Source organism: Streptomyces sp. NPDC051180 (genome assembly GCF_040689545.1).
Taxonomy (GTDB): Bacteria; Actinomycetota; Actinomycetes; order Streptomycetales; family Streptomycetaceae; genus Streptomyces.
Genome location: NZ_JBFBBC010000007.1, coordinates 14,157 through 29,335, shown reverse-complemented (window position 1 = coordinate 29,335; position 15,179 = coordinate 14,157). Strand labels below are relative to the sequence as shown.

12 protein-coding genes are annotated in these 15,179 nt (G+C 69.3%); 9 read left to right on the top strand and 3 right to left on the bottom strand.

Annotated elements, in window-relative coordinates; translation table 11 throughout:
- Window positions 1-14: 14 nt before the first annotated feature.
- Both AB0424_RS14915 and AB0424_RS14910 read right to left on the bottom strand, forming a co-directional pair.
- Window positions 15-371 carry a VOC family protein gene (locus AB0424_RS14915; protein ID WP_366305367.1) on the bottom strand — a complete coding sequence of 119 codons (357 nt, stop codon included), beginning with the start codon at window positions 369-371 and terminating at the stop codon, window positions 15-17.
- 82 nt (window positions 372-453) lie between these two features.
- Window positions 454-975: a cupin domain-containing protein gene (locus AB0424_RS14910; protein ID WP_366305365.1), complete on the bottom strand. Its 522-nt coding sequence runs from the start codon at window positions 973-975 to the stop codon at window positions 454-456.
- A gap of 145 nt (window positions 976-1,120) precedes the next feature.
- Between AB0424_RS14910 and AB0424_RS14905 the strand changes: the two genes are divergently transcribed.
- Complete coding sequence (locus AB0424_RS14905) at window positions 1,121-2,011, top strand: LysR family transcriptional regulator (RefSeq protein WP_366305363.1); 891 nt, start codon at window positions 1,121-1,123, stop codon at window positions 2,009-2,011.
- A gap of 276 nt (window positions 2,012-2,287) precedes the next feature.
- Complete coding sequence (gene acnA, locus AB0424_RS14900) at window positions 2,288-5,002, top strand: aconitate hydratase AcnA (protein WP_366305361.1); 2,715 nt, start codon at window positions 2,288-2,290, stop codon at window positions 5,000-5,002.
- Between the two features lie 99 nt (window positions 5,003-5,101).
- Here the strand turns inward: acnA and AB0424_RS14895 are convergent, their stop codons facing one another.
- Window positions 5,102-6,019, bottom strand: coding sequence for a VCBS repeat-containing protein (locus AB0424_RS14895; RefSeq protein WP_366305359.1), 918 nt, complete (start codon window positions 6,017-6,019; stop codon window positions 5,102-5,104).
- Window positions 6,020-6,564: 545 nt separating this feature from the next.
- On the opposite strand from AB0424_RS14895, the gene ngcE reads away from it, so the two are divergent.
- The 7 genes from ngcE to AB0424_RS14860 all read left to right on the top strand — a co-directional run bounded on the left by ngcE (window position 6,565) and on the right by AB0424_RS14860 (window position 14,970).
- On the top strand, window positions 6,565-8,010 hold the full coding sequence (gene ngcE, locus AB0424_RS14890; protein ID WP_366305357.1) for an N-acetylglucosamine/diacetylchitobiose ABC transporter substrate-binding protein: 1,446 nt from the start codon (window positions 6,565-6,567) through the stop codon (window positions 8,008-8,010).
- A 103-nt stretch (window positions 8,011-8,113) separates the two neighbouring features.
- Window positions 8,114-9,043, top strand: a complete 930-nt coding sequence (locus AB0424_RS14885; protein WP_366305355.1) for a sugar ABC transporter permease — start codon at window positions 8,114-8,116, stop codon at window positions 9,041-9,043.
- A complete protein-coding gene (locus tag AB0424_RS14880; RefSeq protein ID WP_366305353.1) occupies window positions 9,043-9,984 on the top strand; it encodes a carbohydrate ABC transporter permease in 942 nt (313 codons plus the stop codon). Before AB0424_RS14885 ends, AB0424_RS14880 begins: the two co-directional genes overlap by 1 nt.
- Window positions 9,985-10,164: 180 nt before the next feature.
- A complete protein-coding gene (locus tag AB0424_RS14875; RefSeq protein ID WP_366305351.1) occupies window positions 10,165-11,376 on the top strand; it encodes an ROK family transcriptional regulator in 1,212 nt (403 codons plus the stop codon).
- A gap of 121 nt (window positions 11,377-11,497) precedes the next feature.
- Window positions 11,498-12,562 carry a substrate-binding domain-containing protein gene (locus tag AB0424_RS14870; protein WP_366305349.1) on the top strand — a complete coding sequence of 355 codons (1,065 nt, stop codon included), beginning with the start codon at window positions 11,498-11,500 and terminating at the stop codon, window positions 12,560-12,562.
- 303 nt (window positions 12,563-12,865) lie between these two features.
- Window positions 12,866-13,654: an ATP-binding cassette domain-containing protein gene (locus AB0424_RS14865; RefSeq protein WP_366305347.1), complete on the top strand. Its 789-nt coding sequence runs from the start codon at window positions 12,866-12,868 to the stop codon at window positions 13,652-13,654.
- Between the two features lie 35 nt (window positions 13,655-13,689).
- Window positions 13,690-14,970, top strand: a complete 1,281-nt coding sequence (locus AB0424_RS14860; RefSeq protein ID WP_366305760.1) for a sugar ABC transporter permease — start codon at window positions 13,690-13,692, stop codon at window positions 14,968-14,970.
- Window positions 14,971-15,179: the final 209 nt, after the last annotated feature.

The following is a 15,179-nucleotide window of genomic DNA, read 5'->3' as shown; positions in this document are numbered from 1 at the left end:
ATCGGGGTAGGCCGTCAGGGTGAATCGCCGTGTGCCGTCGGGTGGCGCGGTTCGTACAGGGGCAGTTCGGTGCCGCTCGGCAGCCGTACGGCCGCGAGGAGGCCCCAGCCCTCGTCGGTGATGGCCCGTGAGATCTCCGCGCCCCGGTCCGACAGGGTCGTCAGCGTGCGGGTGAGGTCGTCGCACATGAGGTACACCTCGTGCTTCGGCTCCGCCGTCGTGGGGTGCACCGCGATCTCCGAGGGCGGCAGCCGGAAGATCAGCCAGCCTCCTCCGGCGTCCACGTGCTCGAAGCCCACGACGTCCCTCAGGAAGGCGCGGTCGGCCTCCGCGTCCCGGGTGTAGAGAATCACATGCGCGCCGCTGAACATGGCTCGATCGTCGCCCCGCCCCGCGGCCCCGGCAATCCCCCCGCCGCCGTACGGGTGCACCGGGGCCGCCCCCTCGGGAAGGTCAGCCGGCCACCGGTGCCCGCCGCCACTCCGGTACGTCCAGGAAGTGGACGTCGTACCGCTCCTGCTCGGCGGCGAGACCGGCGAGGCCGACGAGACCCTCCGCTCCCCGTCCGGCGCGTCCCAGCGCGCGGAAGTAGCCGAACCGGTCGACGCCCGGCGTGAGCACCACCAGCAGCTCGGCGGTGGAGCCGCGGACGGCGCCGAAGGCGTGCGGCATCCGGGGAGGGACGACGACGAGTCCGCCGGCGCCGACGGTCGTCCTCGTCCCGCCGAGGAGGAACTCCACCGTGCCGTCCAGTACGTGGAAGAGCTCGGACGACCGGGTGTGGAGGTGCGGCCCGGCTCCGTCGGCCCCTGCGCCGAGGGTCAGCCGGTTCGCGCCGAGCGCGCCTCCGGTCGCGGCGGCGTCGGCCAGCAGTCCGAAGCCGCCGCCGTGCGGCAGGGGGACGTGTTCGACCTCCTCCGCCCGCACGACCAGCGCCCGCGGGGTCTCTCCGGTGTTCGGGGCCATCGTCGTCATCCCGTCCTCTCCTCCGTCCGCGTCTTGTGCCGCGCGCCGAGGGACGGTCCCGGCCGCGCACCCCATTCCAGCCGGGGAAGAAGCCGCGAACCAGAGGCTGTTGTCGTCGACGGAGATCACCGGTCGTGATGAATCGGAGGAGTCGATGGAGCTGCGCCAGCTGCGCTACTTCGTGGCCGTCGCCGACGAGGGCGGGTTCGGCCGCGCCGCCGAGCGGCTCGGGATCGTCCAGTCGGCGGTGAGCCAGCAGGTGCGGCGGCTGGAGCGGCAGCTCGGTGTGACGCTGTTCGAGCGCTCCACCCGCCGGGTGCGGCTGTCGGGCGCCGGCGAACGGCTGCTGCCCGAGGCCCGTGGCGTGCTGGCGGCCGCGGAGCGCGCGCGGCGGGTGGCCGCAGACCTCGCCTCCGGCGCGGAAGGGGTGCTGAGGCTGGGGACCGTGCGCGGTCCCGGCGACCGGATCTACCGGCTCCTGGACGAGCTCGCGGCGTCGGCGCCGGGGCTGCACGTCCGGCCGCGGCGCCTGCCCCCGGCCGAGCGGCCGGCCGCCGTGCGCGCGGGGGAACTGGATGCCGCGCTCGTCCGGGGCCTGACGGCGTCGCCGGGACTGGAGCTGCTGCCGGTGTGGACCGATCCGCTGTACGTGGCGCTGCCCGAGGACCACCCCCTGCCGGCCGGGCCGCTGACCGGGCGGGAACTGCCGGCCGGTCTTCCGCTGCGGCTGGCGCCCCGGGAGGAGAACCCTCCGTTCCATGATCTGATCACCGGCGCCCTGCGCGCCGCGGGGGCCGAACCGCTCCTGGGCCCGTCGTTCACCGGACTGCAGGAGACCCTGATGGCCATCGGGACGGGGCCGCCGTCCTGGACGGTCTTCTACGAGGTCGCCGGGGTGCCGCGGGTCCCCCGGGTGGCGGTGCGGCGGCTGGACGCGCCCGCCGTCACCACCTCCCTGGCGGTGCGGCCGGGCCCGCCGTCGCCGGCGCTGCGCCGGCTCCTCCAGGCTCTCGCCGCCCTCCCCGACGGCGGTGACCTGCGGTGACCCGGCAGCGGGGGGAGTCCGTGCGGCGTCCGGGGTGCGCGGGGCCGGACGGAGCGGCGCCGGGGCGGACGGGCGGGACGGGAAAACGGCATGCCCGGGCATGACCGCGGGGCGGGGATGCACTAGAGTTATCTCGACATCGAGATAACTGCTTACGGCGCACTACGGCCGCCCGCCCGGTAAGGGCTACCTAACTTAGCCTTACCTTAGCGGATCGGCGAGGGGTCGTGGCGGCAGCATGACGGTAGTACGCGCACATTGATGAAGGAGACTGTCGTGTCGGCGAACAGCTTCGACGCCCGCAGCACGCTGCGCGTGGGCGACGAGTCGTACGAGATCTTCAAGCTGGACAAGGTCGAGGGCTCTGCGCGCCTCCCTTACAGCCTGAAGGTCCTCCTGGAGAACCTGCTCCGCACCGAGGACGGCGCGAACATCACCGCCGACCACATCCGTGCGCTCGGCAGCTGGGACTCGCAGGCTCAGCCGAGCCAGGAGATCCAGTTCACGCCGGCCCGCGTGATCATGCAGGACTTCACCGGTGTGCCGTGTGTCGTCGACCTCGCCACCATGCGCGAGGCCGTCGCCGCGCTCGGCGGCGACCCGGCGAAGATCAACCCGCTCTCCCCGGCCGAGATGGTCATCGACCACTCCGTCATCGCCGACAAGTTCGGCACCCACGACGCCTTCGCGCAGAACGTCGAGCTGGAGTACGGCCGCAACAAGGAGCGCTACCAGTTCCTGCGCTGGGGCCAGACCGCCTTCGACGACTTCAAGGTCGTCCCGCCGGGCACCGGCATCGTCCACCAGGTCAACATCGAGCACCTGGCCCGCACGGTCATGGTCCGCAACGGCCAGGCGTACCCCGACACCCTCGTCGGCACCGACTCCCACACCACCATGGTCAACGGCCTCGGTGTGCTGGGCTGGGGCGTCGGCGGCATCGAGGCCGAGGCCGCGATGCTCGGCCAGCCGGTCTCCATGCTCATCCCGCGCGTCGTCGGCTTCAAGCTGACCGGCGAGCTGCCCGCCGGCACCACCGCCACCGACCTGGTGCTGACCATCACCGAGATGCTGCGCAAGCACGGTGTCGTCGGCAAGTTCGTCGAGTTCTACGGTGAGGGCGTCGCCGCCACCTCCCTCGCGAACCGCGCCACCATCGGCAACATGTCGCCGGAGTTCGGCTCCACCGCCGCGGTCTTCCCGATCGACGGCGAGACCCTGAACTACCTCAAGCTCACCGGCCGCTCCGCGCAGCAGGTCGCGCTCGTCGAGGCGTACGCCAAGGAGCAGGGCCTCTGGCTGGACCCGGCCGCCGAGCCGGACTTCTCCGAGAAGCTGGAGCTCGACCTCTCCACGGTCGTCCCCTCCATCGCCGGCCCGAAGCGCCCGCAGGACCGCATCGTCCTCGCGAACGCCGCCGCGCAGTTCGCCCAGGACGTCCGCAACTACGTCTCCACCGCCGACGAGGCGGGCGAGGAGTCCTTCCCGGCCTCCGACGCCCCGGCCGTCAGCAACGGCGTCCCGTCGAACCCGGTCGAGGTGACCGCCCCCGACGGCACCACCTACACGATCGACCACGGCGCCGTCACCGTCGCCGCGATCACCTCCTGCACCAACACGTCGAACCCGTACGTGATGGTCGCCGCCGCGCTCGTCGCGAAGAAGGCCACCGAGAAGGGCCTGACCCGCAAGCCGTGGGTCAAGACCACCCTCGCCCCGGGCTCGAAGGTCGTCACCGACTACTTCGACAAGGCGGGCCTCACCCCGTACCTCGACAAGGTCGGCTTCAACCTCGTCGGCTACGGCTGCACCACCTGCATCGGCAACTCCGGCCCGCTGCCGGAGGAGGTCTCCAAGGCCGTCAACGAGCACGACCTGGCCGTGACCTCGGTGCTCTCGGGCAACCGCAACTTCGAGGGTCGCATCAACCCCGACGTCAAGATGAACTACCTGGCCTCCCCGCCGCTGGTCGTCGCGTACGCCATCGCGGGCTCCATGAAGGTGGACATCACCAAGGACGCCCTCGGCGTCGACCAGGACGGCAAGCCCGTCTACCTGGCCGACATCTGGCCGTCGGAGGCCGAGGTCAACGACGTCGTCGCCAACGCCATCGGCGAGGACATGTTCAACAAGTCCTACCAGGACGTCTTCGCGGGCGACGCCCAGTGGCAGGCGCTGGAGATCCCGACCGGCAGCACCTTCGAGTGGGACGCCGAGTCCACCTACGTCCGCAAGCCCCCGTACTTCGAGGGCATGACGATGGAGACCACCCCGGTCACCGACATCGTCGGCGCCCGCGTCCTGGCCAAGCTGGGCGACTCGGTCACCACCGACCACATCTCCCCGGCCGGTGCCATCAAGGCCGACACCCCGGCCGGCAAGTACCTCACCGAGCACGGTGTGGAGCGTCGTGACTTCAACTCCTACGGCTCGCGCCGAGGCAACCACGAGGTCATGATCCGCGGCACGTTCGCCAACATCCGCCTGCGCAACCAGATCGCGCCGGGCACCGAGGGCGGCTACACCCGCGACTTCACCGTCGAGGGCGCGCCGGTGTCGTTCATCTACGACGCCTCGCAGAACTACCAGGCCGCCGGCACCCCGCTGGTCATCCTGGGCGGCAAGGAGTACGGCTCCGGTTCGTCCCGTGACTGGGCCGCCAAGGGCACCGCGCTCCTCGGCGTCAAGGCCGTCATCACCGAGTCGTACGAGCGCATCCACCGCTCGAACCTCATCGGCATGGGCGTCCTGCCGCTCCAGTTCCCGGCCGGCCAGTCGGCCGACTCGCTCGGCCTGACCGGCGAGGAGACCTTCTCCATCGCGGGCGTCACGGAGCTGAACGACGGCACCACGCCGAGCACGGTGAAGGTCACCACCGACACCGGTGTCGAGTTCGACGCGGTCGTCCGCATCGACACCCCCGGCGAGGCGGACTACTACCGCAACGGCGGCATCATGCAGTACGTGCTGCGCAACCTGATCCGCGGCTGACGGATCGGATGAACGGCAAGGGCCCCGCTCCTCGGAAGAGGAGCGGGGCCCTTTCGTGCGCTCACCCGCGGGCGGGTGGACGACCGGCGCGCCGGAGGATCAGAACAGCTGCTTGAAGCCGTTCCAGCCGCCCGTGCCGATCTTGACGCGGTTGTAGAACGGCGTGGTGGCGTTGCCCGTGCCCTTGTACAGCCACAGGGCGCCGGCGGCGTCACGGGCCATCAGGTCCGTGACACCGTCGTAGTTGATGTCGCCGACGGAGACCAGGGCGTTGAAGCCGCCCCAGCCGGCGCTGATCTTGGTACGACCGGTGAAGGGCGTCTTGTAGTTGCCCGTGCCCTTGTACAGCCAGAGCACGCCGGCGCCGTCGCGGGCGACGAGGTCGGCCTTGCCGTCGCTGGTCAGGTCGCCCTTGCCGGCGAGCTGGTTGTAGCCGCCCCAGCCCGCGGAGATCTTGGTGCGGGTGGTCAGGCTGCCCGTGCCGTAGCCCAGGTAGTGCCACAGCACACCCGCGGAGTCGCGGGCGAGCAGGTCGTCGGCGGCCGCACCACCGGTGTTGCCGACCGAGACCAGCTTGTTGTAGATGCCCCAGCCGGCGCCGATCTTGCGGGGGGTGGTGTTCCACTTGGTGTAGTAGAGCGTGCCGCCCGTGACGTCGAACAGGCCGTCGGACTTGCCGTCGGCGGTCTGGTCGACCTGGTTGATGTGCTGGCTGTAGTTCCAGCCGGTGCCCGAGTTCTCGGTGGGGAGCGTGAGCCCGCCCTGGCCGTTCGGGACGTAACCGTAGATGGTGCCGGCGCTGTTGACGCCGTACAGCGCGTTCACCGGGGTGACGGCAGCGGTGGACGCGGCGAAGGCGCTCGCGTTCGACGCCTGCTGCTGGACACCCGACACCGAACGCTGCGGCGCGTCGGCCGCCACAGCGGCGGTGGTGGTGCCGACGAGGGCGGCGGTTATCGCCGCGACGGTGACACGGGACAGGACGCCCGCGCGGTTCAGGCCAGAAGAGTTGGCCACGTAGTACTCCAGATCCGAGTGGAATGAGTCGGTTCCCGCCGCGCGCACACCCGAGGGGCGCAGGCAGCGGGCTCTCTATGATCCAGGATCCTTCTTACGGGATCTTCACCTGGCAACTGGTTTGTGACACAACTGTTTCGGTCCAAGATCATATGTCCTGTTTGTCGTACGGTATCCCGCCTGTTCCGCCAGGCCGTGTGGCGAAGTCCCGCCGAACAGGCCCCAGTACGGGCACCTTCGGGGTGGTGTCAAGGGTGTCGGTTCACGAAGGGTTGGACGAAACGCCGCAAGATCCGGCGTGCTTATCGCGCAGGTCTCAACTCGGGAAAGATGGCCGTGAAAACCTGCTTTCGATCTTGCTCCGGCGAAGGGAAGTGGACTATACCTGTCGGCGTCCAGCCAGTCGTTTCCATCGGACGACGGCCCGACGCCTGCACGACCCGGCTGCAAATGACCGCGGTGGCGGGGCCCTTCGCCTGTGGCGAGTGAGTACGACGGGCGACCGGTACACCGCCTGAGTCCTGAATGAAGGCGAGGACTTGAGCATGGGATCCACCTCCGCACAGACCAATGAGGGCGGCCTCGGCCGTCGCGATCTGATCAAGCGGTCCGCCGCTATCGGTCTGATCTCGGTGCCGACGATGAGCTTCCTGTCCGCCTGTGCGAGCAGTGACAGCGGTGGCAACGGAAAGGTCGAGAAGGGCACGAAGTCCGAAAAGAACCCGCTCGGGGTGAACGAGTCGGCCCCGCTCGATTTCGTCCTCTTCGACGGTGGATTCGGACAGGACTACGCCAAGGACGCGGTCAAGGTCTACGAGACGAATTACCCGAAGGCCAAGGTCAAGTTCACCCCCACCCAGAAGATCACCACCACGCTCCAGCCGCGCTTCAACGGCGGCAACCCGCCGGACCTCATCGACAACTCCGGCGCCGAGCAGATGGACATGGGCGTCCTCGTCGGCCAGAAGCAGCTCGCGGACCTCACCCCGCTGCTGGACGCGCCCTCGATCGACGACCCGAGCAAGAAGGTCCGCGACACCCTGCGTCCGGGCATCGTCGAGATGGGCCAGTTCGACGGCGAGCAGTGCTGGATCCTCAACTACGCCTACACCGTCTACGGCGTCTGGTACTCGCAGAAGCTCCTCGACTCGCTCGACGCGAAGTACCCCGAGACCTGGGACGAGATGCTGGCCGTCTGCGAGAAGGCCAAGAAGAAGGGCATCGCGGGCTGGACGTACGCGGGCAAGCACCCGTACTACCTCCCCTTCTCGCTCTACCCGATGATCGCCAAGGTCGGCGGCCGCGAGGTCCTGGACGCCATCGACAACCTGGAGCCGAAGGCGTGGGAGCACCCCGCGGTCAAGGCGTGTTTCGAGGCGTACTACGAGCTCTTCAAGAAGGGCTACATCCTCCAGGGCACCCCGGGCCTCGACCACATCCAGTCGCAGACCGCCTGGACCGAGGGCAAGGCGCTGTTCATCCCGAACGGCTCCTGGGTGGAGAACGAGGCGGCCAAGACCATGCCCGCCGACTTCGCGCTCTCCGTCTCCGCCCCGACCGGCATCGACGCCTCCGACAAGATGCCCTTCGGCACCATCTGGGCCGCCGGCGGCGAGCCCTTCATCGTCCCGGCCAAGGCGGCGAACGCCGAGGGCGGCATGGAGCAGCTGCGCATCATGCTCAGCGAGGCGTCCTCCAAGAACTTCACCCAGTCGGTGAAGTCCCTGACCGCCCTCAACGGCGGCACCGACGGCATCGAGCTCTCCCCCGGCCTCAAGTCCGGTGTCGCCGCGCTGGAGAAGGCCGGCCAGAACGTCGTCAACCCGCGCCTGCAGGACTGGTACGTCGCCCTCCAGAAGGAGAAGATCGGTGTCGCCGGCATCGGCGAGATGATGGCCGGCCGCGCCACCCCGGCCGAGACGATCAAGAAGATCCAGAAGTACGCCGACGAGGCGGCCAAGGACTCGTCGATCAAGCACTACAAGCACTGACGAACAGTGCCGGGGCCCCTTCCCGCCGACCGGGAGCGGGCCCCGGCCACTTCGCGCGCAGCACCGGCGGCGCGCCTCCGCGGGAAGATCGGGGTCGGTAGGAATGCAACACGGCAAGTACCGTTTCATCGTGGGGTTCCTGGCGGCCCCGCTCGCGCTCTACGTGCTCTTCGTCATCTGGCCGTTCGTCCAGTCCATCTACTACTCCTTCACGGACTGGACCGGACTGAGTCCCGAATTCGGGATGGTCGGATTCGACAACTACAGCAGAATGCTGGACGACGAGATCTTCTGGAAATCGCTCCAGCACAGTCTGACCTTCGCGGTGGTGCTGCCGCTGGTGACCGTCGGTCTCGCGCTCTTCTTCGCCTTCATGCTCAATGTCGGCGGTCGGCGCCGCAGGGGGGCGGCGATCGCGGGTGTGCGCGGTTCGTCCTTCTACAAAATCGTGTACTTCTTCCCGCAGGTGCTGTCGATCGCGATCGTGGCGCTGCTCTTCCAGTTCGCGTACAACCCGAATAGCGGAGCCATCAATTCCGTATTGAAGGGCGTCGGTCTGGGCAGCGTCCAGCCGGACTGGCTCGGCGATCCGGACCTCGCCCTGATCTGCGTGATGATGGTCCTCGTCTGGTCCACGGTCGGATTCTTCGTCGTCCTCTTCTCGGCCGGCATGGCGTCCATTCCGAGGGATTTCTACGAGGCCGCCCTGCTCGACGGCGCGAACCGCTTCACCACGTTCTTCAAGATCACCCTGCCGCTGCTCTGGGACACCGTGCAGTCCGGCTGGATCTACATGGGCATCCTCGCGCTCGGCGCGGAGTCCTTCGCGGTCGTCCAGATCATGACCGTCGGCCCCTCCGGCGGCGGGCCCGACTACTCCACCATCGTCCTGCCGCTGTACGTCTACCAGAAGGCGTTCCGGGACGGTCAGGCCGCCTACGCAACGACCATCGGCGTCGCGCTCCTCGTCGTCACGCTCGCCTTCGCGGCCGTCGTGATGAAGCTGGGCCGGCGCGAGCGGCTGGAGTTCTGATGAAGACGACCGACACTGCCTCGACCGGCGTCGAGGACACCCCCGGCTCCCCGGCCGGCCCGGGACCCACCCTCGGCAAGAGCTCCGAGCCCGCCGCCGTCAAGGACTCGAAGAGCGAGGGCAGGACGCTCAACGTCTTCTCCCACGGCATCCTGATCCTCTGGGCGGTCATGGTCGTCACGCCGCTCCTCTGGGCGGTGATGACCTCGTTCAAGACCGACCGGGCCATCTTCACCTCGCCGTGGTCGCTCCCCGACAAGCTGCACTTCGAGAACTGGTCGCGCGCCTGGACCGAGGCGCACATGAGCGACTACTTCCTGAACACGATCCTGGTGGTCGGCGGCTCGCTCCTCGGCACCCTGCTGCTCGGTTCGATGGCGGCCTACGTACTGGCCCGCTTCGACTTCCCGGGCAACCGCTTCATCTACTTCCTCTTCATCGGAGGGATGAGCTTCCCGATCATCCTGGCGCTGGTGCCGCTGTTCTACGTGATGCAGAACATGGCCCTGCTGAACACGCTCCACGGCCTGATCATCGTCTACATCGCGTACTCGCTGCCGTTCACCGTCTTCTTCCTCACCGCCTTCTTCCGCACCCTGCCGACCTCGGTGGCGGAGGCGGCGTTCGTGGACGGCGCCTCGCACACCAGGACCTTCTTCCAGGTGATGCTGCCCATGGCGAAGCCCGGCCTCATCAGCGTCGGCATCTTCAACTTCCTCGGCCAGTGGAACCAGTACCTGCTGCCGACGGTGCTCAACACCGAACCGGAGAACAAGGTGCTCTCGCAGGGTCTCGTCCAGCTCGCGGTCAGCCAGGGCTACAAGGGCGACTGGTCCGGTCTCTTCGCCGGTCTGGTGATGGCGATGCTCCCCGTCCTCGCGGCGTACATCATCTTCCAGCGGCAGGTGGTGGCGGGTCTGACCGCCGGCGCCGTGAAGTGACCCCCGGGGCGTCGAGCCCCTCCCGAATCCGCCCGAAGGGCCCCCGGCGCACCGCGCGCCGGGGGCCCTTCGCATCGTGTGACCCGTACCGTCCGCCACTCAAGGTCTTGACGGGGAGCAAGCCGAAAGAGTCCCCTTAGAGTTCACATGTTGGAGAAAACGGTGGGAGTGAGTGAGTCGATGGAGACTCCGGGGTCGCAGACGTCTCTGCACAGGGCCAATCTCGAACGGGTCGTCCGGGCGGTGCGGATGGCCGGCTCGCTCACCCAGGCGGAGATCGCACGGGCGACGGGCCTCTCCGCCGCCACGGTCTCCAACATCGTGCGGGAGCTGAAGGACGGCGGCACCGTCGAGGTCACGCCGACCTCCGCCGGGGGCCGCCGGGCCCGCAGCGTCTCGCTCTCCGGCGACGCAGGCATCGTGATCGGCGTCGACTTCGGCCATACGCACCTCCGGGTCGCGGTCGGCAACCTCGCCCACCAGGTGCTCGCCGAGGAGGCCGAGCCGCTCGACGTCGACGCCTCCGCCGCCGAGGGCTTCGACCGGGCGGAGCAGCTCGTCAACCGGCTGATCCAGGCCACCGGCATCGGCCGGGACAAGGTCATCGGCGTCGGACTCGGCGTGCCCGGCCCGATCGACGTCTCCTCCGGCACCCTCGGGTCGACCTCGATCCTGCCGGGGTGGAGCGGCATCAATCCGGCCGAGGAGCTCAGCGGCCGGCTCGGCGTGCCCGTCCACGTCGACAACGACGCCAACCTCGGCGCCCTCGGCGAGCTGGTCTGGGGGAGCGGCCGGGGCGTCAAGGACCTGGCGTACATCAAGGTGGCCAGCGGTGTCGGCGCCGGCCTGGTGATCGACGGGCGGGTCTACCGGGGCCCGGGCGGCACCGCGGGCGAGATCGGGCACATCACGCTCGACGAGTCCGGCCCGGTCTGCCGCTGCGGCAACCGGGGCTGCCTGGAGACCTTCACGGCGGCCCGGTACGTCCTGCCGCTGCTCCAGCCCAGCCACGGCCCCGACCTGACCATGGAACGGGTGGTGCAGCTGGCCCGGGAGGGCGACCCCGGCTGCCGGCGGGTGATCGCGGACGTCGGCCGGCACATCGGCAGCGGCATCGCCAACCTCTGCAATCTCCTGAACCCGAGCCGCGTGGTCCTCGGCGGCGACCTCGCCGAGGCCGGCGAGCTGGTCCTGGCGCCCATCAGGGACTCCGTCTCGCGGTACGCGATCCCCAGTGCCGCCCGGCAGCTCTCGCTCGCCCAGGGGGCCTTGGGCGGCCGCGCGGAGGTGCTCGGCGCGCTGGCCCTCGTCCTGAGCGAGATGGGCGATTCGACCCTGTTGGAGAGTGCCCTGCCCACGGCCGCTCCGGTCTCCCGGCTTGCCTTCACTTAGATAACGAACACCACCGTTGTCATCTCGTTAAGAATTTACTTCTTGACGGCAACGTTGCGGCCGAGTTGACTTCGGGACACCTCGGCCGCAACGTCGCGGCCTCGTCAGGGAGGCAACCCACATGAACGCAGTGACGCGTCGTGCCGTCATAGCAACGGCCGCGGTCTCGATGGCTCTCTCGCTCGCCGCCTGCGGCCAGGCCGGCGGCGACGACAGCAAGGACAAGGGCAGCTCGACCAAGATCGGTCTGCTCCTTCCCGAGAACAAGACCTCGCGCTACGAGGCGCTCGACAAGCCGCAGTTCGAGAAGGCCGTCAAGGCCGCCTGCGGCGACTGCGAGATCGTCTACAACAACGCGGTCTCCGACGTCGTGAAGCAGAAGCAGCAGTTCGACCAGCTGATCGCCGACGGCGTCAAGGTCATCGCGCTCGACCCGGTCGACGCCGAGAAGGCCGCGGGCTGGGTCAAGGACGCCAAGGCCAAGGGCGTCAAGGTCGTCGCGTACGACCGTGCCGTCGCCGGCGCCGACGCCTACGTCAGCCACGACAACAACAAGGTCGGCGAGCTCCAGGGCCAGGCCCTGATCACCGCCCTCGGCGCCAAGGCCGCCTCCGCCAACGTCGTCATGATCAACGGCGACGAGAAGGACCCGAACGCCGGGCTCTTCAAGAAGGGCGCCCACACCGCGCTCGACGGCAAGGTCGGCAAGATCGCCTACGAGGCGTCCGGCGAGTGGGACCCGAAGATCGCCGGCGAGAAGATGGCCGCCGCCATCTCCTCCCTCGGCAAGGACAAGATCGCCGCGGTCTACTCCGCCAACGACGGCATGGCCGGCGGCATCATCACGTCCCTCGAGAACGCGGGCATCAAGGGCATCCCGGTGGGTGGCCAGGACGCCGAGGTCGCGGGCATCCAGCGGATCATCGCCGGCACGCAGACCTTCACGATCTACAAGTCGCCGCTGCAGCTGGCCCCCGAGGCCGCCAAGTTCGCGGTGAACCTGCTCCAGGGCAAGGACGTGGGCGCCCAGGGCACCACCGACGGCGTGCCGTCGACGCTCTTCGCCCCGGTCGTGGTCGACAAGGCCAACATCCAGTCCACGGTGGTCCAGGACGGCATCTACAAGGCCGCCGACCTCTGCACGGCGGACCTCGCCGCCAAGTGCACCGAGCTGGGCATCAAGTAACCCTGCCCCACCCCGCCGCCGGGCCGCTCGCAGGCCCGGCGCACGGATCCCGGAACGGAGCGCCCCGGCGCCCCGCAGCCCGTTCCCACGGAATGAGGCGCCACCGGCTGCGTACAGAGGGTGAACACCCCCTCGTACCGCCGGGAGGCGCACGGCGCCCGGATCCGTACCCCTCAAGCCCGTCCGGCCCCCGGCCGACCCAGACCCCGCTGTCGGTCCGGGGGCCGGACGAGCCCAGCCCCCCTCGAACTTTGGCGCTGCACCGGCGGCGCGACATGCCGCCGCCCGCGGGCGGCGAAGGAGTTGGTTCACGTGTCCCAGACGCCCGTGCTGGCGTTGCGCGGGATCTTCAAGCGATTCGGAGCGGTCCAGGTCCTCTCCGGTGTCGATCTCGAAGTCCACGCAGGAGAGGTCGTCGCGCTCGTCGGCGACAACGGAGCGGGAAAGTCCACGCTGGTCAAGACGATCGCCGGCGTGCACCCCATCGACGAGGGCGTCATCGAGTGGGAGGGCGAGCAGGTCGACATCCAGCGCCCGCACGACTCCCAGAACCTCGGTGTCGCGACCGTCTACCAGGACCTCGCGCTCTGCGACAACCTCGACGTCGTCGCCAACCTGTTCCTCGGCCGCGAGATCAAGAAGGGCGGCGTCCTCGACGAGGTCGCCATGGAGAAGCGGGCCAAGGACCTGCTCTCCACGCTCTCCATCCGCATCCCCAGCGTCCGCATCCCCGTCGCCGCCCTCTCCGGCGGCCAGCGCCAGGTCGTCGCCATCGCGCGCGCCCTGGTCGGCGACCCCAAGATCGTGATCCTGGACGAGCCGACCGCCGCCCTCGGCGTCGAGCAGACCGCCCAGGTCCTCGACCTGGTCGAGCGGCTGCGCGAGCAGGGCCTCGGCGTCATCCTCATCAGCCACAACATGGCCGACGTGAAGGCCGTCGCCGACACGGTGGCGGTGCTGCGCCTGGGCCGCAACAACGGCACCTTCCCGGTGGCCACCACCACGCACGAAGAGATCATCGCCGCGATCACCGGTGCCACGGACAACGCCGTGACCCGACGCCAGGCCCGCAACGCGGAGGTAGCGAAGTGAGCAAGACCCCTCCCACCGCGAGCGACCAGGCAGCCGTGCCGGACCCCCGCACCCCGGAGACCGAGGTCGCGGCGACCGAGGCCCCGGCCCCGGCCGCGGTCCCGGCCGTCGACCCCCGCCTCCTCGTCCGCGAGCAGGGCTTCAAGGGCTACGTCGACGAGTTCAAGCGCAAGATCCGCTCCGGCGAGATCGGCTCGCTGCCGGTCGTCATCGGCCTGATCGTCATCGGCATCGTCTTCCAGGCGCTGACCGGCAACTTCATCACCTCGTACAACCTCGACCAGATCACGCTGTACGCGGTCGGCCCCGGCATCATGGCCGTCGGCATCGTCTTCGTGCTGCTGCTCGGCGAGATCGACCTCGCCGTCGGCTCCGTGGCGGGTCTGGCCGGCTCGGTCTGGGGCGTCCTCGGCACGGACATGCCGGACGGCCTCGCGATCCTCCTCGGCATCCTCTCCGGCACCCTCCTGGGCGCCTTCCACGGTCTGGTCTTCGCCAAGATCGGCGTGCCCGCGTTCGTCGTGACCCTGGCCGGCTTCCTCGGCTGGGCCGGTCTCCAGACCTGGGTGATGGGCGACAAGTCGACCATCCCGACGCCGATCGGCAGCTTCGTCGGCGACCTCACGAAGTACTACTTCTCCGACGTCGCCGCCGCCTACGGCCTCGCCGTGGCCGTCGTCGCCGCCTTCTACGTCGCCCAGCTGCGCGACTCCGGCCGCCGCAAGAACGCCGGGCTGCCGCACCGCCCGCAGAGCGAGATCATCCTGCGCACCGCGGTCCTGGCGGTCCTGGTCCTCGTCGCCGCCTACGGCTTCAACCAGGAGCAGGGCCTCCCGCTCTCCCTGGTGATCTTCCTGGTGATCCTGCTCGTCACCGACTTCGTGCTCCGCCGCACCACCTACGGCCGCCAGGTCTTCGCGGTCGGCGGCGGCATCGAGGCCGCCCGCCGCGCCGGCATCAACGTCTCGTGGATCCGGATCTCGGTCTTCATGATCTCCGGCACCATGGGCGCCATCGGCGGTCTGTTCCTCGCCTCCGCGACCGGCGGCGCCGACCGCTCCCTCGGCGGCGGCAACCAGCTGATGATGTGCATCGCCGCCGCGGTCATCGGCGGTACGTCCCTGTTCGGCGGACGCGGCAAGGTCTGGTCGGCGCTCCTGGGCATCCTGGTCATCCAGTCGATCGTCCAGGGCCTGAACCAGATGAACCTCTCCTCCAACGCGATCCAGTACATGATCACGGGAGCGGTCCTGCTCATCGCCGTCATCATCGACTCGGTCTCCCGCAAGACGCAGAAGACGGCGGGACGCGCCTAGGGACCCCGTCCCGCGCGCGTAACGCTCGCCACACCGCCCGGCGCCGCGAAACCGGCGCCGGGCTCTGCTGCGTCCGGAGCAGTGCACGGGACCGCACGGAGCCGTACAGATCAGCGGCGTGTCGGCCGTGAGGGTGACGCCTGACCCCCCGGCCCGATGCCCACGATCCAAGACGGAACATTAGACTCGACAAATCGGCAAGCTCGACC